Below are 24,636 nucleotides of genomic sequence, written 5' to 3'. Positions count from 1 at the left end.
AGCAACAAGGAGAATGGAAGCATGGCAGATTATGGACTGGCGATGGCAGGTGGCGGAACCAGAGGAGCAGCTCATGTGGGAGTATTATCGGCGCTGGAAGAAGCAGGACTTCTTCCCGACAGGGTAGCAGGGGCCAGTGCCGGAAGCATTGTCGCAGGGCTTTATGCAGCAGGCATGACAATCGGAGATATGAGGGAAACGGTGCGGTGGCTGATAAAACATGGCAGAAGCATGATTGATCCGGATATTTTAGGAATTGCCCTATTTCTTCCCCAGTTCCTGATGGGAAGGGAGACAACGCTTCAAGGGCTCATAAAAGGGAACCGGCTTCAGCGTTTTCTCTGCGATTTAACGGATGGGATGGAGATACAGGGGAACTGCTGCAAAGGCCTGCTGATTCCGGCTGTGGATATTAACAGCGGGGATACGGTAGCCTTTACAAACATGTTTGCAGAAGAAATTCCCCTTTCCGCATTAAGACAGGAGCACGTGAAATGGGAGCGGAGCGGACTTCTTTGTGATATCATGATGTCAAGTTCCTCAGTTCCTGCCGTATTCCGGCCAAGGCAGATGAACGGCTTTCTGTTAGTGGATGGGGGTGTGACGAATAATCTTCCTGTAGACCTTTTGATCGCAGCGGGGGAAAGAAGAGTCATTGCGGTGGACATTGGAGAAGAATATGAAATGCCTCACGATTATTCCATCATTGAGACTGCATTCCATTCCTTTTCCATTATGAGCAGGGAGCTTAAGGATTGCCGTTCCAGAGGTGAGATCCTTCTGTTAAAGCCGCCCATGCCAAAAGGTGCAGGGCTTTTGACCTTTGAATGCATGGAAGAGTGTATGGAAAATGGTTACCTTTACACAAAAAAAATGATCCCAAGGATCAAGCGGGTACTGGAAATGAGATAGGATTTATAGTATTCTATAAAAACAGATTGCGATGAGGAGGAAGAGAAATGGAATTGACATTCAGATACGCCGAAAGAAAAGATACGGCTCTGATATTAAAATTTATTAAAGAACTTGCAGAATACGAAAAGATGCTTGATGAGGTGGTGGCCACAGAGGAACTGTTAGAAGACTGGATTTTTAACAGGCAGAAAGCTGAGGTGATCTTTGCCCTGGCTGACGGGAAAGAGGTTGGATTCGCATTGTTCTTCCATAACTTTTCCACATTTTTAGGGAGAGCCGGAATCTATCTGGAAGATTTGTACGTAAATACAGAGTACAGAGGCTGTGGGATTGGAAAGGCATTATTAAAGAAGCTGGGGGAGATCACGATGGAACGGGGCTGCGGCAGGCTGGAATGGTGGTGCCTGGATTGGAATAAACCCAGCATTGATTTTTACCGTTCCATGGGAGCGGAGCCTATGGAGGACTGGACGGTTTACCGGATAACAGGCAATGCTTTAAAAGAGCTGGCGGACTAACTTTAAATATTTGCTTCATAGCCTATAAAAGGACGTACACAAAACAAGTATCTGTGTACGTCCTTTTTCTTATTTATTTATTTATTTGTTTGTTTTTTCAATTTCCTGCATCTTCATCGCACGAACCTTTAACGGAAGCCCGAAAAGAGTAATGAAGCCATCTGCGTCGTGGTGGTCGTATAAGTCGCCTGTTGTAAAGGAAGCCAGGGACTCGCTGTACAGGGAATAAGGAGAAGTGGTTCCGGCCTTAATGATATTACCCTTATAAAGCTTCAGCTTTACTTCTCCGGTCACATACTTCTGTGTGGATTCCACAAATGCCTGAACTGCTTCACGCAGGGGGGTAAACCATTTTCCTTCATAAACGATCTGCGCAAATTTATTGCCCATATCTTTCTTCACTTCCATCGTAGCACGGTCTAAGACCAATTCCTCTAATTGCTGATGAGCCTCAAGAAGAATGGTTCCGCCGGGAGTTTCATAAACGCCGCGGGATTTCATTCCCACAACCCGGTTTTCCACGATATCCACGATGCCGACACCATGCTTGCCGCCCAATTCATTTAACTTGGTAATGATATCAGAAACTTTCATCTTTTCCCCATTGACGCTGGTAGGGATACCCTTTTCAAAGGTCATGGTCACATATTCTCCCTCATTCGGAGCCTTTTCAGGAGATACACCCAGTACTAATAAATGGTCATAGTTAGGTTCGTTTGCCGGATCTTCAAGCTCCAGGCCTTCATGGCTGATGTGCCATAAGTTACGGTCACGGCTGTAGCTGTTGTCAGCAGAGAAAGGAAGGTCGATTCCGTGCTGCTTGCAGTATTCAATCTCATCCTCGCGGGACTGCATGGTCCATACATCGGTCATACGCCATGGAGCAATGATCTTTAAATCAGGAGCCAGAGCCTTGATTCCCAACTCAAAACGGATCTGGTCGTTTCCTTTACCCGTAGCGCCGTGACAGATGGCGGTAGCGCCTTCTTTCCTTGCGATTTCCACCAGCCTCTTTGCAATGGCCGGACGTGCCATGGATGTTCCTAATAAGTATTTGTTTTCATAAACCGCATTTGCCTGCACACATGGAATGATGTAATTGTCGCAGAAGTCATCAACCAGATTTTCAACATATAATTTGGTAGCACCGGATAATTTTGCTCGTTCCTCTAAACCGTCTAATTCATTTCCCTGACCGCAGTCGATGCAGCAGCAGATTACCTCATAATCAAAATTTTCCTTTAACCACGGGATAATGGCTGTGGTATCAAGACCGCCGGAATAGGCTAAAATAACTTTCTCTTTCATTTATAGATCCTCCTCGATTTTAAATGGATTTTTTTCATTGAACTTTCATAAATATACACCTAAACCATGAAAAATGCAAGGGTAAAATAAAAAATATAAAAAAAACTTGCATATTATACGCTATTAATGTATAATTATGAACTATCAGTTATAGAAAAATCTGGAAAGACGTTCTTTTTAACGGAAGAGCCTGTATAAATAAGGTATAAAATGCCAAAAACCGGCAGAAATAAAAAACAGATAACCTATGAAAAAATATAAGGAGAGATGAATATGATTAAGGCAGGAATAATAGGATCCACCGGATATGCAGGCGGCGAGCTTGCAAGACTTTTGCTACAGAGAGACGATATAGAGATCCTGTGGTACGGATCAAAAAGCTATGTAGATCAGAAATACGCTTCTATTTACCAAAACATGTTTCAGATTGTGGACGATTCCTGCCGGGATGATAATGTGGAGGCCCTGGCTGAAATCGCAGATGTAATTTTTACGGCGACGCCTCAGGGTTTTTGCGCATCTCTTATGAATGAGGAGATTTTAAGTAAGACAAAGGTGATTGATTTAAGCGCAGATTACCGGATCAAGGATGTGGCTGTCTATGAAGAATGGTATAAGATGGAGCACAAGACACCTCAGTTTATAAAGGAAGCAGTATACGGACTACCGGAAATCAACCGGGAGAAAATTAAGAATGCCAGACTCATCGCCAATCCAGGCTGTTATCCTACCTGCTCCACTCTATCCATTTATCCTCTGGTAAAGGAAGGGCTCATTGACCCCAGCACAATCATCATTGATGCCAAGTCAGGAACCTCCGGTGCCGGAAGAGGAGCCAAGGTGGATAACTTATACTGTGAGGTCAATGAAAACATAAAGGCTTACGGCATAGGCGTTCACAGACACACTCCGGAAATTGAGGAGCAGTTATCCTATGGGGCGGACCGTCCGGTCACCATAAGCTTTACCCCTCATCTGGTTCCCATGAACCGGGGCATTCTCATAACGTCCTATGCGGCCCTCACCAAGTCAGTTTCTTATGAGGAAGTAAAAGCGGTCTATGATAAATATTATTCTAAAGAATACTTTATCCGGGTTCTGGAAAAGGATGTGGTCCCCCAGACCAAATGGGTGGAAGGAAGCAATTTTGTGGATGTGAATTTCAAGATTGATCCAAGAACTAACCGGGTAATCATGATGGGTGCTATGGATAATCTGGTAAAGGGAGCCGCAGGACAGGCGGTGCAAAACATGAATATCCTGTTTGGACTGCCGGAGAATAAAGGGCTTAAGCTCATTCCTCTGTTCCCGTAAGGGGTATGAGTGAAGGCTGAGTCAGGAAAGAAACAGCCGCATAATTCAATAGGCGCGATAATAAAAGGGGATAAGGAGAGTATATATGATACTTCGTACCATGACATTGGAGGATTATTACCAGGTGCATAAGCTGTGGACAGGAATCAAAGGATTTGGAATCCGTACGGTAGACGATTCAAGAGAAGGCGTGGAAAAGTTTTTGAAGAGAAATCCCCAAACCAGCGTGGTGGCAGAAGAGGACGGAATTATCATAGGATCCATCCTATGCGGGCATGACGGGCGGCGGGGCTGTATGTATCATGTTTGTGTGGCAGAGGAATACCGACAGAATGGAGTAGGACATAAAATGGCTCTGGAAGCAATGAAACGGCTGCAAAAAGAAGGGATCAGCAAGGTAAACCTAATTGCTTTTAAGTCCAATACTGTGGGAAATGAATTCTGGAGCAAGTCCGGCTGGACATACCGCAATGATATTAATTATTACGATTTTAACCTAAATGAGGTTAACTCCGTAAATTTTGTTGATTAAGTGAGGGAAATGAGATGAATTTAAAAAAAATATCTGCAGAATTTTCCGTGTGTAAGCTGTCTGGTCCAGCGGACATAGGAACACTTGACATAACCTCCGGATTCTGGTTTCTGGGAAAGACAGACGAGGAGCTGTCGCTGGTATGCGAAACTTCCTCAGTTCCCCAAAATGCCGCGGAGCGGGAGGATGGTTTTTTGGCATTCCGAATAGAAGGAATCCTGGATTTTTCCCTTATCGGAATTTTATCAAAAATATCAACGGTACTGGCAGATCATGGAATCGGAATTTTTGCAGTTTCTACATTTAATACAGATTACATTCTTGTGAAAAAGGAAAATTACGAAAAGGCTTTGAATCATCTGGAGGCCGCAGGGTATACGGTCACAGGAACAAAGGAGGAAAACTGATATGAAACAGATAGACGGCGGAGTAACCGCGGCAAAAGGATTTAAGGCAGCATCTACAGCAGCGGGAATTAAATATAAAGACAGAAAAGACATGGCGATGATTTACAGCGAGGTGCCCTGTAAGGCAGCAGGAACCTTTACCACCAATATTGTAAAAGCAGCCCCTGTAAAATGGGATAAGGTCATTGTGGAAAATTCCCCATGCGCTCAGGCAGTTGTTGTCAATGCGGGTATCGCCAATGCCTGTACCGGAGAGGAAGGGCTTCGTTACTGTATGGAAACAGCAGAGGCGGCGGCGGATAGCCTATCTATCCCTGTCAGTTCCGTACTGGTGGCGTCTACCGGTGTGATCGGGAAGCAGCTTCCTATGGACCGGATTGTGGCAGGAGTGAAAGCCATGGTGCCTGCTCTTGACGGCAGTGAGGAAAGCGGGACGGCAGCGGCCATAGCCATTATGACTACGGATACGGTAAAGAAAGAAGTTGCAGTTCAATTTGAAACCGGAGGAAAGACCATTACCATGGGCGGCATGTGCAAGGGCTCCGGAATGATCCATCCCGACATGTGTACCATGTTAAGCTTTGTTACCACGGATGCGGCTATTTCCAAAGAGCTTTTGCAGGAAGCCTTAAGAGAGGACATCAAAGATACCTACAACATGATTTCCGTGGATGGGGACACCTCCACGAATGACACCGTGCTCCTTCTTGCAAACGGTATGGCGGGGAATGAAGAGATCCGGACAAAGAACGAGGATTATGAAGCATTTTGCATGGCGCTTAATTTCATTAATGAAGTTCTTGCTAAGAAAATGGCAGGCGATGGGGAAGGCTGTACTGCATTGTTTGAGGTAAAGATCGTTGGAGCGGAAACAAAGGAACAGGCGGTGACCCTTTCAAAATCAGTCATCACCTCCAGCCTGACCAAGGCTGCTATTTTCGGCCATGATGCCAACTGGGGCAGGATCCTTTGCGCCATGGGTTATTCCGGGGCCGTGTTTGATCCGGAAAAGGTGGACCTATATTTTGAGAGCGCAGCGGGAAAGTTAAAAATCATTGAAAACGGAGTCGCCCTTTCCTACAGTGAAGAGGAAGCCACCAGGATCTTATCAGAACCGGAAGTGACAGCAACTGCGGATATTAAATTGGGAGAAGCCACAGCTACGGCCTGGGGATGCGACCTGACCTTTGATTATGTGAAGATCAATGCGGATTACCGTTCATAAGAAGGGCAATACCTGTATATCAAAAACGTAGTCTGGAAACACCATACTGGTATCCCTTCACGCCCTGTAAATCGGGGGGGGCTCTGCCAGAAAACAGGCAGGAAAGAGGAAAGGAGAAATTTATATGCAACTGGATCATAGCATTATGGAAAAAGCAGAGGTACTGATAGAAGCACTCCCGTATATACAGCGTTTCAACCGCAAAATCATTGTAGTGAAATACGGCGGCAGCGCCATGGTGGATGAGGAATTGAAAAAGCAGGTCATCCAGGATGTAGTGCTTTTAAAACTGGTGGGCTTCAAGCCTATCATTGTTCACGGCGGGGGAAAGGAAATCAGCAGGTGGGTAGAAAAGTCAGGCATGGAGCCTCATTTTGTCAATGGCCTCCGGGTAACCGATGAACCCACTATGGAGATCGCAGAGATGGTACTTAACCGGGTCAATAAAAGCCTGGTGCAGATGGTTAATGAGCTGGGGGTAAAAGCCGTGGGAATCAGCGGAAAAGACGGTATGATGTTAAAATGCCAGAAACGCTATTCAAACGGAGAGGACATTGGTTTTGTAGGAGATATTACAGAGGTGGATCCTCAAATCATATATGATTTACTGGAAAAGGATTTTCTTCCCATCATATGCCCTGTGGGCTTTGACGAGAATTTTGAAACCTATAATATCAATGCTGATGATGCAGCCTGTGCCATTGCCACGGCTATGGAAGCGGAGAAGCTGGCTTTTTTGACAGATGTTGAGGGCGTCTATAAGGATTTTCAGAATAAGGAATCCCTTATTTCGGAAATGTCCATGGCTGAAGCCCAGGAATTTGTGGAAAGCGGGATGCTGGGAGGAGGTATGCTCCCTAAGCTTCAAAACTGCATCGATGCCATGAAGCAGGGAGTATCCAGGGTACATATCATGGATGGACGGATTCCCCATTGCCTGCTTTTGGAAATATTCACGAACAGGGGGATCGGAACGGCCATAATGAGTGCAGGAGAGGAGCGTTTTTATCATGCGAAGCAAGCAGGAATACATTGAGAAAGCAGAAGCGGAAATTTATAAGACCTACAACCGTTTTCCTATTGTTTTTGACCATGGGGATGGTGTCCGTCTTTATGATACGGATGGAGAGGAATATCTGGATTTTGGAGCCGGGATCGCTGTCATGGGGTTGGGCTATAATGACCCGGAATTTAATGAAGCCTTAAAGGAGCAGGTGGATAAGCTGCTTCATACCTCTAATTTATTTTATAATGTCCCGGCCGTGGAAGCGGGAGAGATGATTTTAAAGGCCTCGGGCATGGATAAGGTGTTTTTTACCAACAGCGGAACGGAAGCGGTGGAAGGCGCATTAAAGATAGCCAGAAGATACGCTTACAATAAGGATGGAGGCCATGACCATGAAATCATTGCCATGAAACATTCTTTTCACGGCAGGAGCTTTGGAGCTCTTTCCGTAACAGGTAATGATCATTACCAGGAACCTTTTAAGCCATTGCTTCCGGGAATAAAATTTGCGGATTTTAATGATCTGGACAGTGTAAAAGACCTGCTGAATGAAAAGACCTGCGCCATAATCATGGAAACCGTTCAGGGAGAAGGGGGAATCTATCCGGCCAGCGAGGAATTTTTAAAGGGTGTAAGAGCACTTTGTGATGAGCATGACATGCTGCTGATTCTTGATGAGATCCAGTGCGGAATGGGGCGGACCGGTACCATGTTCGCCTGGCAGAAGTACGGTGTAAAGCCGGATGTGATGACCGTGGCAAAAGCTTTGGGAAACGGCGTGCCAGTGGGTGCATTCCTGGCAGCAGGAAAAGCCGCGACAGCCATGTCCCCCGGCGACCATGGAACTACCTACGGCGGAAACCCCTTTGTGACAGCTGCGGCGTTCAAGGTGCTGGAACTGTTTGAAAAGAGAAAGATCGTGGACCATGTAAAGGAAATGGGAGAGTATCTTACAAAGAAGCTTAAATCCCTGGCGGACCGGTATGATATCGTAAGTTCCCAAAGAGGTATCGGGCTGATCCAGGGCCTGGAGTTTTCTGTGCCGGTTGCTCCCATTGTGAGCCAGGTACTGTTAGAACAAAATCTGGTGCTCATCAGTGCCGGGGCGAATGTTATTCGCTTTGTTCCTCCGCTGGTGATCGAAAAAGAGCATGTGAATGAAATGGTGGAGAAACTGGAGGCGGTACTGAAGAGTCAGCCTTAACATTTTTGCCGGAGCTTTCGGAAGGAATTCTGAAGGCTCCGGTTTTTTTAATCTGCTTTCACATCTTAAATAATTCCGGCTCAATCCTCAGCTTTCCCTTCCGCATCAGTAATAACCGGACACAATAGTTTTACCTGGATTCCACCTTTTATTTATTAATTATAACAAGTAATGAATGATGTAAAGATGATTATATAGCAGATATGCGTATTCTCTAGTAAGTATTATGAATGAGGCTGACAGATAGGTATAAGAAAACGGTTTAATAAAATGATTTTTTTGTGCAAAAATACTTGACATCTTATTCTAAGGATGGTAGCATTGGCTTAAGATATACAGATAATAAAGCTGTTTTATTTTTTGGCAAAAAGGAAAAACGTTTTACCTAGAGAAAAAGTAAAATGATATCCTTTTACACTATATTTTTAAAGGAGGTATTTCAATGAAAAAAAGAGTTTTGAGCATTCTTATGACGGCAGCACTGGCGGTATCGCTGACCGGCTGTTCCGGCGGGGCAGGAGCAGCGAAGGAGGCCGGTAAGACGGTGGAGGCAACCGCAGGGACAACTGCAGAGGCAGCATCAGAGAACGGGGAAGGAACAGAAAAGGCAGGAGCCGGAAAAAGGGTATGTATCGTGTATTCCGGAAATTTAGGGGACAAGTCCTATAATGATTCCTGCAATGAGGGGGCAAAAGAGGCTGCCGCAGATTATGGAGTGGAAATTAAAAATCTGGAGGGCACTTCTGCAGAAGAATGGGAGGCAAACTTTTTATCTGCTTGCGAGGACGGTTATGATCTTGTTATCTGCTCTTCCTCTAACTTTGAAGAGTACATGAAAGAGCATTGTGCCAGCTATCCGAATGTGAAATTTGCCATTATTGACACCACGGTGGAAGGCGATAATATCGTATCCATCAGCTTTGCACAGAATCAGGGTTCTTTCCTGGCAGGTGCGGCAGCAGCCATGTTTACCCAGAAAACAGATATTGAAGGGGTAAACCCGGACAAGATCATTGGCTGGGTAGGAGGAATGGATATTCCGGTTCTTCATGATTTCTTTACCGGATATGAGCAGGGAGCAAAATACATAGACCCGGATATTAAGGTTCTTCAGTCTTTTGCAGGAACGTGGAACGATCCGTTAAAGGGCAAGGAGCTGACTCTGGCGCAGTTTGATCAGGGAGCGGATATCGTAATGAACGTAGCATCCGGCACAGGCCCTGGAATTCTGGAAGGAGCAAAGGAAGCAGGAAAATATGCCATAGGTGTGGATCTAAACCAGGATAATGACCAGCCGGGAAGCGTGCTGACCTCTATGGTAAAGCGTGTGGATACAGCCTGCTATCTGGCGATCCAGTCAGTGGTTGAAGATACATTTAAGGGAAATTCCACTTCTTATCTGACCATAAAGGAAGAAGGCGTCGGCCTGACCGATTTCAGTGTGATGAAAGAGCACCTGGGAGATAAATTCCCTGAAGACATCGTAGAAAAAGTAAAAGAACTGGAAGAGAAGATCGTTTCCGGAGAAATTGTTGTAGAGAATTATACCGGTTTCGGTGCAAATAAATAGCAGGAACTGAAATGAATGCAGAATGGTTTGGATTTCCTGATTCCCCTCGGGTTTCCAAACCATTTTACAATCATAAGGTGCGGGAGACGGCTACTAACATAAAGAAGAGGGTGAAAGTTTGAGCGAATATGTAATTGAAATGAAGGATATTGTAAAATCATTCGGAAACGTTCATGCAGTAAGGAACGGGCAGTTTACCTTAAAAAAGGGTGAGATCCATTCTCTGATCGGAGAAAACGGAGCCGGAAAGTCCACCATGATGAAGCTGCTTTACGGTATGTATCCCATTGATGACGGAAGCATCCGGATCCATGGAGATCATATTCCATCCATCTCTCCTAAAATTGCCATTGAAAAAGGCATCGGAATGGTGCATCAGGAATTTATGCTGGTCAATGAGCTGACAGTATTAGAAAACATCATTCTGGGTTTTGAGCCCCGGCATGGTATCACCATTGATTTTGATAAGGCCAGAAAGACGGTGGAACAGTATATCAGTCAGTATGGAATGGATATCCAGCTGGGGAAGAAGATTAATCAGATATCAGTAGGTGAAGCACAAAGGGTAGAGATCATCAAAACCTTAACCAGGGGAGCCAATGTAATCATTCTGGATGAGCCTACGGCAGTCCTGACGCCCCAGGAAACGAGACAGCTTTTTGTAATTCTCCAAAATTTAAGAAAAGATGGAAAATCCCTGGTGTTTATCTCTCATAAATTGAATGAGGTCATGGAGATTTCTGACCGCATCAGCGTAATGCGTCAGGGAAATTATATTGGAAGCGTAAATAAGGAAGAGACTTCCCCGGCAGAGCTTGCAAAAATGATGATCGGCAGGGAAGTATTTTTAAATATTGAAAAAACCCAGGCAAAGCCGGGGGAAAAGGTTCTGGAAGTAAAGGATGTATGGGTTTCCGGAGAAAAGGAGATCTCAAAGATCAGGGGAGTATCACTGGATGTCCGGGAGGGAGAGATCGTTGGTATAGCGGGAATCGATGGAAACGGACAGAGTGAGCTGATTGAGGCAATCGCAGGTCTCCGGCAGGTTGAGAAAGGAAACGTGCTTTTAGACGGAAAAGAGATAGCGGGCCTTAGTCCAAAGCAGATCAGGAGAGCCGGATTGTCCCATATTCCGGAAGACCGCAATACAAGGGGCTTAAACCGGTCCATGAGCATCAAGGAGAACCTCATAGCCGTACAGGTAGAGGAAACTCCATTTTGCCGGGGCATCGTACGAAATGATAAGGAAACCCTGGAATATGCTAAAAGGTTGTCTGAGGTTTTTGACATCCGTCCCAGAGATCCTGAAATATCTACCCAGTCCCTGTCAGGTGGAAATGCACAAAAGGTCGTGGTTGCAAGGGAAGTTTCTATTGGGGGGAAGCTTCTGGTTGCCTCCCAGCCTACCAGAGGGGTTGATATCGGAGCCATTGAATCCATCCGGAAAATTCTGCAGGAGGTCAAAGCCAAAGGAATGGGAGTTTTACTGGTTTCTGCTGACTTGGAGGAAATCTTGTCCCTTTCAGACCGGATCGTTGTCATGCACGAAGGCAGGATAACAGGAAGGCTGAAAGCAGAGGAAGCCAACGAGGATAATCTGGGATTACTGATGATGGGCGGAACTGCAACGGCTGAAGAAAGGGGAAGTACAACATGAATGTAGCGGTAAAGAGCATACAGAAAATTTTACTTACCATGCTGCTTGCATTGGCAATCGGTGCCTTATTTATCCTGTCTATAGGGGAAAATCCCCTGGAAGCCTATGGGGCATTGCTGCGCGGTGCATTTAACGGGAAGCTCAAGATAGGAACCACCCTGGCCAGCTTTACGCCCCTTCTCCTCACCTCTTGTGCGTTTGCGGTCGCGGCAAAAGCGGGAGCATTCAACGTGGGAGTGGAAGGTGAGGTGTTTCTTGGAGGTATTACTGCCGCATATATCGGAATTAACTGGACATTTCTTCCGGCTCCTGTCCTCTTAATCGTCTGCTTTCTGGGAGCCATGGCAGTGGCGGCATTGTGGGCACTGATTCCAGCGGTACTAAAGGCTTACTACCGTGTGAGTGAGGTTTGTGTGACCATTCTCATGAACAGCGTAGCCCTGTACATAACCTCTTATCTGGTCAGCGGCCCCATGAGTGCAGGCGTGGCCAATGCCCAGTCTCTGCCGGTGACGGTGAACCTGCCTCAGTTTATGAAGCCGAGCAGTGTCAATGCGGGACTTTTCATAGCCCTTATCACAGTGGTTCTTATGATCTGGGTCTTAAACAAGACTACTTTTGGATATAAGGTAAAAACAGTGGGAACCAATCCATCTCATGCGGAGTATGTGGGCATCAGTCCCAAGAAGATATTTATACAATCCATGATGCTTAGCGGGGCATTGGGCGGTATGGCCGGCTGCATTGAAGTTTTGGGGGTTCACGGTTATTTCCTGAATAATTTTGCGGCGGGGCTTGGTTCCAATGGCATGCTGGCCTCTCTGATCGTTAAAAACAATCTGGCTTTTGCACCCTTTATGTCCTTCTTCCTTGCGGTGTTAAAATCAGGAGCCATGGGGATGCAGCAGAGTACCGGTGTACCAAAATCGATTGTTGACACCATAACAGCAGTATTCATTATTGTGGCAACCATGGAGCTTCTGTTTCAGTTTAAGAATAAGAAAACTAAAAAGGAAAAGAGCAAATAGAAGGAGGCAGAACTATGGATTTAGGAAAAATTTTCAGCGTATCTTTGATATATGCAACCTTTCGTTCTGCCACGCCTATTATTTATGCGGCATTGTGTGCAGCCATCACTCAGCAGGCAGATATATTAAATATCGGAACGGAAGGAATCATGCTGACCGGTGCATTTGCGGCAGTAGCGGTCAGCTATCTAACCGGAAGCTGGCTTTTGGGAGTCGTAGTTGCCATGATTGCAGGGCTTATTATGGCCATGATCATGGCAGTAGGCCATATCCGTTATAAAGCGGAGATCTGTGCCATCGGCATGGGCATCAATTTATTTGCACTGGCGATCACCAAGTTTCTTTTAAACAGCGTCTTGGGAAAAAGCGGTACGTTTTCAGAACCGGGGATCATTGCGATTCCAAGAGTCAGTCTTCCATTTCTGGCTAAAGTCCCATTTTTGAAAGAGATTTTTGATAACTGGTGCATCACCGAGTGGTTTGTTATTGTACTGATTATACTGGTCTGGTTTATATTTTATAAAACGGTCTGGGGCCTTCGTTTAAGGGCAGTCGGCCAGTTTCCAATGGCAGCGCAGACGGCAGGAATTAATGTAAATTCCATGAAATACCGGGCAATAGCCATATCGGGCCTGATCGGAGGCCTGGCAGGAGCCCATTTATCCCTGGGATACAGCAAAATGTTTACGGAGAATATGACAAATGCCAGAGGATTTATGGGAGTGGCGGCTATGTATTTCGGAGGTGCCCACCCAATCCTGACAGCAGCTGGATGTCTGGTGTTCGGGTTAACAGATTCCATAGGTGCCAGGCTTCAGGCTTACGGAGTGCCGTCCCAGCTGGTACTTTTGATGCCTTATGTGGTGACTATAGCCACCCTGGCAGTATCCATGGCATCTAAACTGGCAAGGGAAAAGAAGAAAAAGAGTGCATTAGTAAAAGCTTAAAAAGGAGAATAATCAATGGAAAAACAGAAAGTTATCCTGGACTGCGATCCGGGACACGATGATGCGGTGAACATATTACTGGCAGGAAAAAACAGTGGGATAGAGGTGCTGGGTATTACAGTGGTGGCAGGAAACCAGTCCCTTGAAAAAACCACAAGAAATGCCCTGAATATCTGTCAGTACCTGGGACTTAATATCCCCGTCTATGCCGGATGCGGACAGCCCATGATCCGGGATAAGCAGCTTCTTGCAGGAGATATCCATGGAGAAAGCGGACTTGACGGTCCGGTTTTTGAACCATTAAAGAGAAAGGAAGAGGCGGAGCATGGGGTAATGTTTCTCGTCAAAACGCTGATGGAATCGGAAGGTGACATTATTCTGGTGCCAACAGGTCCCCTGACCAATATTGCCATGGCCATGAGAATGGAGCCCCGCATTATACCGAAGATAAAAAGAATTGTTCTCATGGGAGGCTGCTATCAGCTGGGGAATGTAACTCCGGCGGCTGAGTTTAATATTATCGCCGATGCAGATGCGGCCCATGTGGTATTTTCCAGCGGCCGCCCCATTACTATGGTAGGGCTTGATGTGACCAGGAAAGTGCTTTGTTATCCCCAGGTAGTAAAACGGATGGAAGAGATCGGCACTCCGGCAGCCCGCCTGTTTACAGAGCTGATGGGACATTTTAACAAGAGCCAGAAGGAAGTGTTTGGCTGGAATGGCGGGCCTCTCCATGACCCGGTGACCATTGCTTCCATCATTGATCCAGAGCTTCTGGTGACAAAACCTATGTTTACGGAAGTGGATATCAGAAGCGTACAAAGCTACGGAAGGACCAATTGTGACTTCTTTGGCTACAGTCATAGAGAAGCCAATGTGGATGTGGCCGTGGATATTGATGTGGATCGTTTCTGGGATCTGATCGAAACGGGAATCCGGGCTTATGGTTCGTGAGGTGGATGATGGAACGGTTAAAAGAAGTACTGGAAAGCAACAGGGAAGAATATGTTAAATATTTATCAGAACTGATTGCCATAGATACCCAGGATCTTGGACATGGGATTGCCGGAGGAAGAGAAAAAGAGGGGCAGGAATATTTAATCCGACTATTGGAAGAGATGGGAGCGGATCAGATAGAAAGAGATCCCATGACCGAAGAGACGGTCGCAGCCTCCATAGAAACATATGGGGAAGGCAATCCTGGTCATGACTATAAGGACCGTTATAACGTCTATGCCGTTTTTAAAGGGCAGGGAAGCAAGAGCCTGATGTTTAACGGTCACATGGATACCATGCCTCCGGGGGATGAGTCCCTGTGGAATGTACCTCCCCATGCTCCGGAAATCGCAGATGGCAAGCTGTTCGGCCTGGGGGCTGCGGATATGAAAGGGGGCCTTATGGCTTCCGTCATGGCAGTAAAGCTTTTAAAGGATGCCGGTATTCCTCTTCCTCTTAACGTCCACATCTGCTCGGTGTGTGATGAAGAGGGAGGCGGCAACGGCTCCATTCAGGCGGTTATGAGAGGAAAACGGGCAGATGGAGTGGTGGTCTGCGAGCCAACATCCGGAGAACTGATTCTGGCTCATATGGGATTTGTATTTATGAAAGTTCAGGTCGCAGGGAAATCCAATCATTCCGGCGCAAAATGGCTGGGTGTGAGCGCCATTGAAAAGGCAATAAAGATCATAGAAAGACTGAATGAACTGGAGCATGGCTGGCTGCTTGGCCTTAAGCACCCCCTTCTTCCTGCCCCTAATTTAAATGTAGGGACCATTCATGGAGGAAGTGCAGGATCCACGGTTGCCGGGAATTGTGAATTTGAGATGTGCATCCACTATCTTCCAGGCCTGATGAGCCATGAGCAGGTCGTAGCTGAGGTCACAGACGAGATCAGGCGTCTGGCAGAAAGTGATTTATGGCTGCGGGAGCATATGCCGGAAATCAGTATATATCAGGCAGGAGGTCCTTTTGAGATGGAAAAGGGGCCGTTTGTAGACAGCTTTGAAAGAGCATTTGAAAAAGCGGAGGGTAAGTCAGTGGCCATAAAGGGCTCTCCGGCTGGCTGTGACTCCAGGTTGTGGAGGAATATAGCCGGTTGTCCAACCATACAGTTTGGACCCGGAAATCTGGAACAATGCCATTCCGTAAATGAGTATATTCAGATAGAAGAATATCTTAAGGCAATTCATATTTATGCACAATTGATTTTAGAATGGGGAAAGGAAGACAGGACAGATGAATAAGAAAATATTATTGGCAGGAGAATCCTGGATGAGTTATACTACACATGTAAAGGGGTTTGATTCTTTTTATACCTCTTCTTATGAGACGGGAGAAAAGTGGCTGAAAAAGGCACTGGAGAAAGCTGGTTACGAGGTAACGTTCCTTCCAAATCACCTGGCATCGGACGAATTTCCATTCACCATGGAAGAATTAAAGCAGTATGACGGGGTCATTCTGTCCGATATCGGAGCAAATACCCTGCTTCTTCCTGTTGCGACCTTTACACACAGCCGTAAGATGCCGGACCGTTGTAAGCTGATCCGGGATTATGTTCTGGATGGAGGCGCACTTTTGATGATCGGAGGATATATGACATTTTCCGGCGTAGATGCAAAGGGAAAGTGGCATGATACCGCTGTCCAGGAAGTTCTTCCTGTGGAGGTTCTGACTGTGGATGACAGAATGGAACACTGCGATGGTGCAAAGCCTGTTGTAGGAGAAGCCCATGAAGCCATATCCGGACTTCCGTCGGACTGGCCGGAGGTTTTGGGGTACAATAAAACAGTGGCAAAGCCGGAAGCAATTGTACCCGTTACCATAGAAAATGATCCGTTCCTGGCACTGGGAACCTATGGAAAAGGAAGAAGTGCAGCATTTACCACAGATTGCGCCCCTCACTGGGCTCCGCCGGAATTTTGTGAGTGGGAATATTACGATCAGCTTTGGAAGGGGATCCTTGACTGGCTGACGGAGAAATAGAGGGATTGGAATGAAGAAGGCAGGCTGGGAAGAGGAAGCGGTACAGCTTTTAAAGGATTTGATGGGAATCAGAACAGTCAACGGAAAAGACGGAGAGAAACCGGCAGCAGAATATATCTGCCAATACTTAAATAGCCGTGGAGTGAACGCCTTTGTTCAGGATATTGGAGAAGAAAAGGGAAACGTGATTGCCCTGCTTCCGGGAGATGATGCGGATAAGGGAATGATCTGGAATGGACATTTGGACACGGTGGACTACGGTCAGCTTGAGAGCTGGGACCGGCCGCCATGGACCCCGGTGATACATAACGGTTTCCTCTTTGGGCGGGGAGCCAGTGACATGAAGAGCGGACTGGCTGCCCTGGTATATGTTCTCGGTATGCTGGGGGAGGCTGGGAAGAAGCCGAAAACTTCTATCCAATTTCTGGGGACATGTGACGAAGAGCGGGGAGGGACCGGAGCAAAGGCCATTATTTCCGGCGGATATATGATGGAAGCATCGACTCTACTGATCGGAGAACCGACGGGCTGTACCGTTGGAATCGGACAAAAAGGCTGTATCTGGCTAGAATTGGAAGTAAGAGGTAAGACCAGCCACGGGGCATATCCGGAAGAAGGCTGCAATGCAGTTACCTGTGCATATGAGGCGGCCGAGGGTCTGGCAGACTGGATCCGTGGACATGACCACCCGGTACTAGGCAGCGCTACTGCCCAGATTACAGAAATCCAGGGAGGGATACAACCGAACATGACACCGGATGTGTGTACTGTTTTATTAGATATCCGGACCGTGCCGGGACTTACTTATGAAAAGATCCTCTGCCGGCTGGAGACGGTATTTCAGGACATCAGCCGGAATTCAGGAGGTATCCCCAGTCTGACTACTACAATTAAAAATCACAGAATAAGCATTGAAGCGGACAAGGCTTCCTGGGGAGTTTCCCAGCTGGTTAAGAGTATGGAGGCTGCCGGAATTAAGGAAGCCTATTCAGGAATTTCCTACTTTACGGATGCCTCCATACTGGCCGAAGGAAAAGAAGGGCTGACGACCGTCTTATTTGGACCAGGCTCCGCAGATATGGCGCACAAGCCCAATGAATGTGTATGCATCGCGGATTACCTTAAGGCAGTACGGGCATTGGCAAATATGGCAGCAGCGAGGAGTGAGGATGAGAGCGACAATTAAGGACATTGCGAATGACACAGGACTATCTGTGACGACGGTATCTCTGGTATTAAATGGGAAGGCTCATAAGATACCGGAGGAAACCAAAAAACGGATTATGGAATCGGCACAAAAGCTTAACTATCGGCCGAATCAGCTGGCAGTCAGTCTGGTTAAAAAGAGAAGCAAAACCATAGGTCTAATTATTCCTGATATCGGAAATATCTTTTACGCCAATATGGTAAAGGGGATTGAGGAGTGTTGCAGGGAGTATGGCAGAACACTGGTCTTGTGCAACACCAACGATCTCCATAAGAGGGACATGGAATATATCCGTTTTCTGGCTGACCAGGGGGTAGACGGAATCATCTATGTCATGTCCAGAGAAAGCGATGAGACAGCCGGTAAAGAATCGGTTCGCTTATTGGAACAGCTGCAGCTGCCGTTTGTGCTTCTGGACCGCTTTCTTACGGATGTGGACTGCGCAGAAGTTATCCTGGATCATGAAATGGGAGGGTATCTGGCAGCGAGACATCTGGCAGAGCTTGGCCATAAGAAGATAGCCTGTGTAACAGGTCCTGCAAATTTGGCGGATTCAGAAAGAAGATTGAACGGATATGCCCGAGCGCTGCAGGAATTTCATATTCCTTTTGATGAAAGGCTGGTTTATGAAGGTGATTATACCATGGAATGCGGGGAACGTGCTGTATCGGCGCTGATGCAGTATGGATATACGGCGGTATTTGCCTGCAACGACCTATCAGCTTTTGGAGTGTGCAGGCAGCTGTCCCAATACCATAAGAAAGTACCTGTAGATATATCGGTGGTAGGATATGATGATGTTTTGTATGCGGAAATGATGGCGGTTCCTCTTACAACGGTCAGACAGCCTGTATATGAGATGGGCGTAGAGTCAGTCAAACGGCTGATCTCCCTGATAAAAAAGAAAAAATTAGAAAAAAGACAAGCGGTATTTGAACCGAAATTGATTATAAGAAGCAGTACAATGGAAATTGGACAGGAGTACAATATATGAAAATATTAAATTTTGGTTCTTTGAATATTGATTATGTTTACCAGATGGATCATTTTGTCAGAGAGGGAGAAACCATATCCTCTGATTCATTGGAGATATTTTGCGGAGGAAAAGGCCTCAACCAGTCTCTGGCACTGAGCAAAAGCGGCGTCAAAGTCTGGCATGCAGGAGCGGTTGGGGAACTGGACGGTGAAATATTGACCCAGCAGCTGGAGCAGTTCGGCATAGATACAAGTAATATTAAGCGGGTAAAAAATAAGACAGGCCATGCCATAATACAAAAGAATCAGGAAGGACAAAATGGCATCCTTTTATATGGCGGAGCGAATCAGGAAATAACAAAGGATCAGGTGGACCATGTTTTAAATGAGTTTTGGGAAGGGGATTTTCTCATTCTTCAAAACGAAATCAACGAAGTTGGATATATTATGGAGCAGGCATACGGGAAAGGAATGAGAATCGTTTTGAATCCTTCCCCCATGAACCGCAAAATATGGAGTTACCCTCTTCATTATGTGGAGTTTTTTATATTGAATGAGATTGAAGCCGGGGATATCTGTCAAAAATCCGGTAGCGGCAGAGAGCTCCTGGGTCAGCTGGCAGAAAAATTCCCGGGCGCAAAGATTCTTTTGACACTGGGGCAAGATGGTTCTTTATACAAAGACGGCGATCAGGTGTTTGAGCAGGAAATCTATGAGGTACAGGTGGTTGATACAACAGGGGCCGGGGATACCTTTACCGGCTATTTTATAGGCGGACTTGCTCTGGGAGAAACTCCCGGACAGGCTTTGGATCATGCGGCAAAGGCTGCTTCTATTGCAGTATCCAGAGCAGGTGCTGCACCTTCGATACCCACGAGGGATGAAGTTTTAAATGGATATTAAAGCTAAACGCAAAAAGAGGAAGCACCTGGGGGATCAGATCCCAGGGCTTCCTTTTTAATGCGCTAAATGATACAGAGATTTCTTGTGTACTTATGATAAGAAAAACGACACAGAACTGTGCTAAATGCACAAAAAAAATGTACCACATAAAATAAAATTAGAAATCTGTATTAAAAATCTTGACGAAATATATTTAATTTAGTATAATAAGTGAAAGAAATACGATTTACTGGAAGTGTTACTGTTCGGCAGGCCTGGCCAGGATGATGTAAGGTTGCAGCTAATATTGTTTAGCTGCGGTTTTACATGATCTTGGCCTTTTTTATTTGAGAAGGTGAACTTTTTGTATGTAGAAAAGCGTATCAATAATAATGTACTTTTGGCGTCAGAGGATGGACAGCAGATGGTTCTGGTGGGGAAAGGCATTGGTTTTCAGGCTTATCCTGGTAATAAAATAGATAAAAGCAGGGTTGAGAAAACCTTTTATCCTACAAACAACATGACGTTCACTCAAATGGCAGCCCTTATGACGGGGTGTGGTCCAAATGAGTTAAGGGCAGTTTTTAAAATTGTAAATATGGCAAAGGAAACATTTAAAGAATTAAATGACAATATGTTCTTTTCCTTACTTGATCATTTATCCTTTGCCCTTAAGCGTCGGGAAATCCAGATGGATATAGTAAATCCGCTGGAATGGGAGATAAAGAAGTTCTACTCCAGAGAATACCAGATGGGCATCAAGGCATTAGAAATTATAAAGGCTGATTTAGGGACGCAGCTTCCTGACAGCGAAGCCGCATTTTTTGCCCTTCACATTGTTAATGCACAGATAGATAGTGTAACGGGTGAGGAGATTTTTGGGATCACCGAAATGACAAATTCTATTTTAAAGCTGGTCAAGTATTTTTATCAGTGCGAGTTTGATGAGGACAGCGTGTTCTTTCACCGTTTTATAACTCATGTAAGGTATTATCTGATGAGACGGTTAAAAGGTGAGGAGGTCGCCCCTACAGAAAGGGAGATTATTGACTCGGTCCGCAAAGCAGATTCCCAGGCTTATGAATGTGCGAACAAGATTGCCCAGTATATTTATGAGAGGCAGAGATGGGAAACTTCCGAAACAGAGAAAATGTACTTAATGCTGCATATTATTAATCTAGTAAAAAAGGTAAATAAATAAGGGATTCGTTACAGTTCGGCTGGCAAGACCCAAACCTGCCTGACAGTGGATTACTGTCAGGCAGGTCTGGGTCTTTTGTTTATATTATGTTCTGCCATTATCTCCTGCTCTGCGCAGAGGAAGTGCGGCTGCAGAAGGCACCGTGCTCCGATGAGGTTTTGATGGAACTGAAAATCTGCTATTTGGCTGTGAAAGCGCGCACCAGCCAGGCAGATGGAAAATTGCAATTTTATGATGTAAAAGGAGGAGAAAAATGGAACGAGAAGAATTAGCAAGAAAAATTATAGAGCATGTAGGAGGGGTAGGAAATATCAAGTCTTTGTCCCATTGCATGACACGGCTTCGGTTTTTCTTATTGGATGACAATAAAGCCAATGAAGAGGAATTAAAGAAACTTTCCATACTTGGTGTCCAGAAGCAGGGAGGCCAGTACCAGGTTATCGTCGGAAATGACGTATCCAAGGTATATAAGGAAATCATGAAGCAGTATCCGGGGATTGCCGGAGGAGAAAATGTCCCGGATAACGCCGGAGAGAAGAAAGGAAGTATTTTTAACCGTATGCTTGCAACACTGACTGCCATATTGGTTGCACCGCTTTCCGCTATTATCGGCGGCGGTTTGATATTGGGTATCCGGTATATGTTTACTACCCTGCACATTTTGCCGGGTGACAGCTCACTTATTTTCCTGCTTACGGTAATCGGTAATTCTTCCCTTTATTTTTTCCCATTTCTGCTTGCAGTTTCGGCTGCCAAACGCTTCAATACCAACATTTACATGGCTATGGGGATAGCTGCTGCCATGTTGGATCCCAATATCATAGCAAAGGTTGGGGAAGATCCGGTAATGCTTTTTGGGGCAATACCTATTCCTATGATTAATTATGGAAGCAGTGTTATACCAATTATCCTGGCGGTATGGTTCATGAGCAAGGTATATGGCTGGCTGGATGACCATCTGCCTTCAATGATTACCGTTATATTTGTTCCTCTGCTGACTTTTTTGATTGTTATTCCAATAAACTTAATATTAATCGCACCTCTGGCTACTTACCTGACAACTTATGTGTCAAATGGCCTTGAGTGGCTGATAAACTTGAATCTTGGAATCGCAGGTTTTGTGATCGGTTCGACCCGCCCGCTGCTGGTATTGGTAGGTTTGCATCATGCTGTCCGCCCTCTTCAGTATATGCAGTTAGAAACCCTTGGATATACCATAATTGCCCCGGCTACATTTATATCCACCATGTCCCAGGCAACCGCCGCATTTGCCGTTGCTGTACTTGTTAAAGACCGGAAGAGTAAGCAGATTGCAACTTCTTCCACCATTTCAGGCTATTTAGGTATTACCGAGCCTGCTCTGTATGGAATTATCTTTAAATATCGGGCAGCTCTGGTGGGCTGTATCTTAGGCGGCGGCCTTGGGGGTATGGTAAGTACCATGATGGGGGCGAAGGCCTTTTCATCAGGGCTGCCCAGTCTATTGACAACCCCGATATTCATGGGGGACAAGCCCCTCTCCATAGTTTTCGGCCTGATTGTAATGTTTGTGTCTACATTCGGAATTACGTGGTTTCTTGGAAAAACTGTGTTTAAGCTGAATGATAACGTGGTCTTAACCAATGGAATATCTGAAGTCGAAACGGCTAAGGGGAAAGCAGAACCAGGGCATCTGGTGTTCAGCCCTGTCAGTGGGCAGATCTGTAAACTGGAGGATATTAATGACGAAACATTCTCCAGCAAATTATTAGGTGAAGGTATCGGTATCGTTCCGAGTGAAAACTTGGTTGTCGCTCCCGGGGATGGTACGGTCAATACAGTTTTCCATACCAACCATGCACTTGGTCTGATTACGGAGGCTGGTACGGAGGTACTTATTCATATTGGACTTGATACGGTAAAACTGGAAGGGGAATTCTTTACTGCCAGATGTAAGGCAGGGGATAAGGTGAAAAAAGGGGATGCTCTTATTGAGTTTAACCGGGAACAGATTGCAGCAGCTGGTTATGATACCACGGTTATTGTAGTAATTTCCAATACCCCGGCTTATGGGAATATCCAGCCTGAATTTGAAAATGGGCCTATTTTTGCAGGTGAGAAGATATTAACTGTCAGATAGAAGCATTGGTATACCTTTGTGTCCCAAAAGTGTGAGAAGTGATAAGGAAACACCCTACGGGTATACCTTTATATCCTAAAAGCATGGACAGTAATAAGGAAACACCCTACGGGTATACCTCTATGTCCCAAAAAGCATGGACAGTAATAAGGAGAGGAGAATGGATATGTTAAAACATGCACCTAACGGCTTTCCAATAGGATTTCTATGGGGAAGTGCGTCCGCAGCATGCCAGATAGAAGGTGGCTGCAGCGAAGGAGGGAAGGGCCTGAGCGTAGCAGATGTGGCAATGAAGCAGGATAAGGAAGTTCCGCGAATAGAGTATAAAAACGTTACAAAAGAGCAGATAAATGCAGCTGAAGGCTACGTTGGGGAGGAACTGTATCCCAAGAGACATGGTGTGGATTATTATCACCGATTCAAGGAGGATATTGCCTTGTGTGCCCAAATGGGATTCACTGCCTTTCGAATGTCGATTGCCTGGAGCCGGCTTTTTCCAAATGGTGATGAGCTAGAGCCTAATCCTGAGGGATTGGGATTCTACCATGAGGTGTTTAAAGAACTGAAGAAATATAAAATGGAACCCATTGTGACTCTTTCCCACTTTGAGATGCCTCTTCATCTGGTCACCCAATATGGAGGCTGGGCTGATCGTAAGCTGATTGATATGTTTGTTCGTTACTGCAAAGTTTGCTTTGACGAATATGGGAGCTATGTCACTTATTGGATCAATTTTAATGAAATGAACGGTACCCGCTTTAATACTTTTTATTCAACCGGCATCGTCCGGGAGGATTGGGGAGATAAGTTTGAGCAGGCTACCTACCAGGCTGCTCATAACCAGTTTGTCGCTTCCGCTAAAGCTGTCAAATATTTAAGAGAGAAATGGTCTAATGCCAGAATGGGCTGCATGGTGGTTCCTTTTACCCGTTATCCAGGTACATGCAAGCCGGAGGATGTGATGAAGATGCAGCATGACATGCATCTGGACTGCTATTTTTATACGGATATTTATATGAGGGGAGAGTATCCTGGATATGCGCTCCGTTACTTTGATGACCATCAGATCCAACTTGAGACGGAGGATAGGGATTTTGAACTGATAAAAACATATACGGTCGATTACCTGACTTTCAGCTATTATTCCACCAGCATATCCAGCGTAGAGCAGGAGGGCTGGGAAACAACAGACGGGAACTTAAGCCAACAGCTTAAAAATCCCTACCTGGAAGCTTCTGAATGGGGCTGGCAGATTGATCCCATGGGACTGCGCTATCAGCTTAGCTGCTTTGCTGACCGGTATCCGGGAGTAGAAATGATGGTGGTCGAAAACGGCCTTGGCGCTCAGGATATTGTAGAAGCAGACGGCAGCATCCAGGATGATTACCGCATTGATTATCTTCGCCGCCATATTGAGCAGATCAAGGAATCCATACGTGATGGGGCCAATGTGATTGGATATACATCCTGGTCTTCCATGGATTGTATTTCTTCTGGAACTTCTGAAATGGCAAAGCGTTATGGGTTCATTTATATTGATTTGGATGATAACAATGAAGGGACTCTTGAAAGAAAACCCAAGAAATCGTTTTACTGGTATAAAAAGGTAATCGAGACTAACGGAGAGAAATTATAAAAA

The 24,636-nt window shown here is 45.7% G+C and carries 22 protein-coding genes; 21 read left to right on the top strand and 1 reads right to left on the bottom strand.

Annotated elements, in window-relative coordinates; all coding sequences use genetic code 11:
- Positions 1 to 21 precede the first annotated feature (21 nt).
- Complete coding sequence (locus tag BMX69_RS14580) at positions 22 to 912, top strand: patatin-like phospholipase family protein (protein WP_100042732.1); 891 nt, start codon at positions 22 to 24, stop codon at positions 910 to 912.
- A 47-nt stretch (positions 913 to 959) separates the two neighbouring features.
- On the top strand, positions 960 to 1,433 hold the full coding sequence (locus BMX69_RS14575) for a GNAT family N-acetyltransferase (RefSeq protein WP_054791863.1): 474 nt from the start codon (positions 960 to 962) through the stop codon (positions 1,431 to 1,433).
- 81 nt (positions 1,434 to 1,514) lie between these two features.
- On the opposite strand, the gene BMX69_RS14570 is transcribed toward BMX69_RS14575, so the two are convergent.
- Entirely contained in the window at positions 1,515 to 2,741 is a 1,227-nt protein-coding gene (locus BMX69_RS14570; RefSeq protein ID WP_025234667.1) for an argininosuccinate synthase, read from the bottom strand.
- Positions 2,742 to 3,014: 273 nt separating this feature from the next.
- On the opposite strand from BMX69_RS14570, the gene argC reads away from it, so the two are divergent.
- The 19 genes from argC (at position 3,015) to BMX69_RS14470 (ending at position 24,633) form a co-directional block, all read left to right on the top strand.
- Complete coding sequence (gene argC / locus BMX69_RS14565) at positions 3,015 to 4,055, top strand: N-acetyl-gamma-glutamyl-phosphate reductase (protein ID WP_100042731.1); 1,041 nt, start codon at positions 3,015 to 3,017, stop codon at positions 4,053 to 4,055.
- A gap of 85 nt (positions 4,056 to 4,140) precedes the next feature.
- A complete protein-coding gene (locus tag BMX69_RS14560) occupies positions 4,141 to 4,587 on the top strand; it encodes a GNAT family N-acetyltransferase (RefSeq protein WP_029702058.1) in 447 nt (148 codons plus the stop codon).
- Between the two features lie 14 nt (positions 4,588 to 4,601).
- Entirely contained in the window at positions 4,602 to 4,994 is a 393-nt protein-coding gene (locus BMX69_RS14555) for an ACT domain-containing protein (protein ID WP_054791864.1), read from the top strand.
- 1 nt (position 4,995) lies between these two features.
- A complete protein-coding gene (argJ, locus tag BMX69_RS14550; protein ID WP_100042730.1) occupies positions 4,996 to 6,219 on the top strand; it encodes a bifunctional glutamate N-acetyltransferase/amino-acid acetyltransferase ArgJ in 1,224 nt (407 codons plus the stop codon).
- A gap of 124 nt (positions 6,220 to 6,343) precedes the next feature.
- Positions 6,344 to 7,255, top strand: coding sequence for an acetylglutamate kinase (gene argB, locus BMX69_RS14545; RefSeq protein WP_100042729.1), 912 nt, complete (start codon positions 6,344 to 6,346; stop codon positions 7,253 to 7,255).
- Positions 7,230 to 8,429 carry an aspartate aminotransferase family protein gene (locus BMX69_RS14540; protein WP_100042728.1) on the top strand — a complete coding sequence of 400 codons (1,200 nt, stop codon included), beginning with the start codon at positions 7,230 to 7,232 and terminating at the stop codon, positions 8,427 to 8,429. The genes argB and BMX69_RS14540 overlap by 26 nt, the downstream gene beginning before the upstream one ends.
- A 442-nt stretch (positions 8,430 to 8,871) precedes the next feature.
- Positions 8,872 to 9,999, top strand: a complete 1,128-nt coding sequence (locus BMX69_RS14535; RefSeq protein WP_100042727.1) for a BMP family lipoprotein — start codon at positions 8,872 to 8,874, stop codon at positions 9,997 to 9,999.
- Positions 10,000 to 10,138: 139 nt separating this feature from the next.
- On the top strand, positions 10,139 to 11,656 hold the full coding sequence (locus BMX69_RS14530) for an ABC transporter ATP-binding protein (RefSeq protein WP_166433236.1): 1,518 nt from the start codon (positions 10,139 to 10,141) through the stop codon (positions 11,654 to 11,656).
- Positions 11,653 to 12,684 carry an ABC transporter permease gene (locus BMX69_RS14525; protein WP_054791865.1) on the top strand — a complete coding sequence of 344 codons (1,032 nt, stop codon included), beginning with the start codon at positions 11,653 to 11,655 and terminating at the stop codon, positions 12,682 to 12,684. Before BMX69_RS14530 ends, BMX69_RS14525 begins: the two co-directional genes overlap by 4 nt.
- A 14-nt stretch (positions 12,685 to 12,698) precedes the next feature.
- Positions 12,699 to 13,631, top strand: a complete 933-nt coding sequence (locus tag BMX69_RS14520) for an ABC transporter permease (protein WP_100042725.1) — start codon at positions 12,699 to 12,701, stop codon at positions 13,629 to 13,631.
- 15 nt (positions 13,632 to 13,646) lie between these two features.
- Positions 13,647 to 14,585 (top strand): nucleoside hydrolase, encoded by a 939-nt coding sequence (locus BMX69_RS14515; protein ID WP_100042724.1) that lies wholly within the window; start codon positions 13,647 to 13,649, stop codon positions 14,583 to 14,585.
- Positions 14,586 to 14,590: 5 nt separating this feature from the next.
- Positions 14,591 to 15,874 (top strand): M20 family metallopeptidase, encoded by a 1,284-nt coding sequence (locus tag BMX69_RS14510; RefSeq protein ID WP_100042723.1) that lies wholly within the window; start codon positions 14,591 to 14,593, stop codon positions 15,872 to 15,874.
- A complete protein-coding gene (locus BMX69_RS14505; RefSeq protein ID WP_100042722.1) occupies positions 15,867 to 16,613 on the top strand; it encodes a glutamine amidotransferase in 747 nt (248 codons plus the stop codon). Before BMX69_RS14510 ends, BMX69_RS14505 begins: the two co-directional genes overlap by 8 nt.
- A 10-nt stretch (positions 16,614 to 16,623) precedes the next feature.
- Complete coding sequence (locus BMX69_RS14500; RefSeq protein ID WP_054791866.1) at positions 16,624 to 17,799, top strand: M20 family metallopeptidase; 1,176 nt, start codon at positions 16,624 to 16,626, stop codon at positions 17,797 to 17,799.
- A complete protein-coding gene (locus tag BMX69_RS14495) occupies positions 17,783 to 18,814 on the top strand; it encodes a LacI family DNA-binding transcriptional regulator (protein ID WP_100042721.1) in 1,032 nt (343 codons plus the stop codon). Before BMX69_RS14500 ends, BMX69_RS14495 begins: the two co-directional genes overlap by 17 nt.
- Positions 18,811 to 19,698, top strand: coding sequence for a ribokinase (locus BMX69_RS14490; protein ID WP_100042720.1), 888 nt, complete (start codon positions 18,811 to 18,813; stop codon positions 19,696 to 19,698). The genes BMX69_RS14495 and BMX69_RS14490 overlap by 4 nt, the downstream gene beginning before the upstream one ends.
- A 343-nt stretch (positions 19,699 to 20,041) precedes the next feature.
- The gene (locus BMX69_RS14485; RefSeq protein ID WP_160117914.1) at positions 20,042 to 20,878 is read left to right on the top strand and encodes a PRD domain-containing protein; all 837 of its coding nucleotides are present in this window, start codon (positions 20,042 to 20,044) and stop codon (positions 20,876 to 20,878) included.
- Positions 20,879 to 21,131: 253 nt separating this feature from the next.
- Positions 21,132 to 22,997 (top strand): glucose PTS transporter subunit IIA, encoded by a 1,866-nt coding sequence (locus BMX69_RS14475; RefSeq protein WP_100042718.1) that lies wholly within the window; start codon positions 21,132 to 21,134, stop codon positions 22,995 to 22,997.
- 136 nt (positions 22,998 to 23,133) lie between these two features.
- The gene (locus BMX69_RS14470; RefSeq protein ID WP_330387437.1) at positions 23,134 to 24,633 is read left to right on the top strand and encodes a glycoside hydrolase family 1 protein; all 1,500 of its coding nucleotides are present in this window, start codon (positions 23,134 to 23,136) and stop codon (positions 24,631 to 24,633) included.
- Positions 24,634 to 24,636 lie beyond the last annotated feature (3 nt).

This window comes from Lacrimispora sphenoides JCM 1415, from assembly GCF_900105615.1.
GTDB lineage: Bacteria > Bacillota > Clostridia > Lachnospirales > Lachnospiraceae > Lacrimispora > Lacrimispora sphenoides.
The sequence above is the reverse complement of the archived record's forward strand: the minus strand, read 5'-3'. Positions and strand labels throughout refer to the sequence as shown.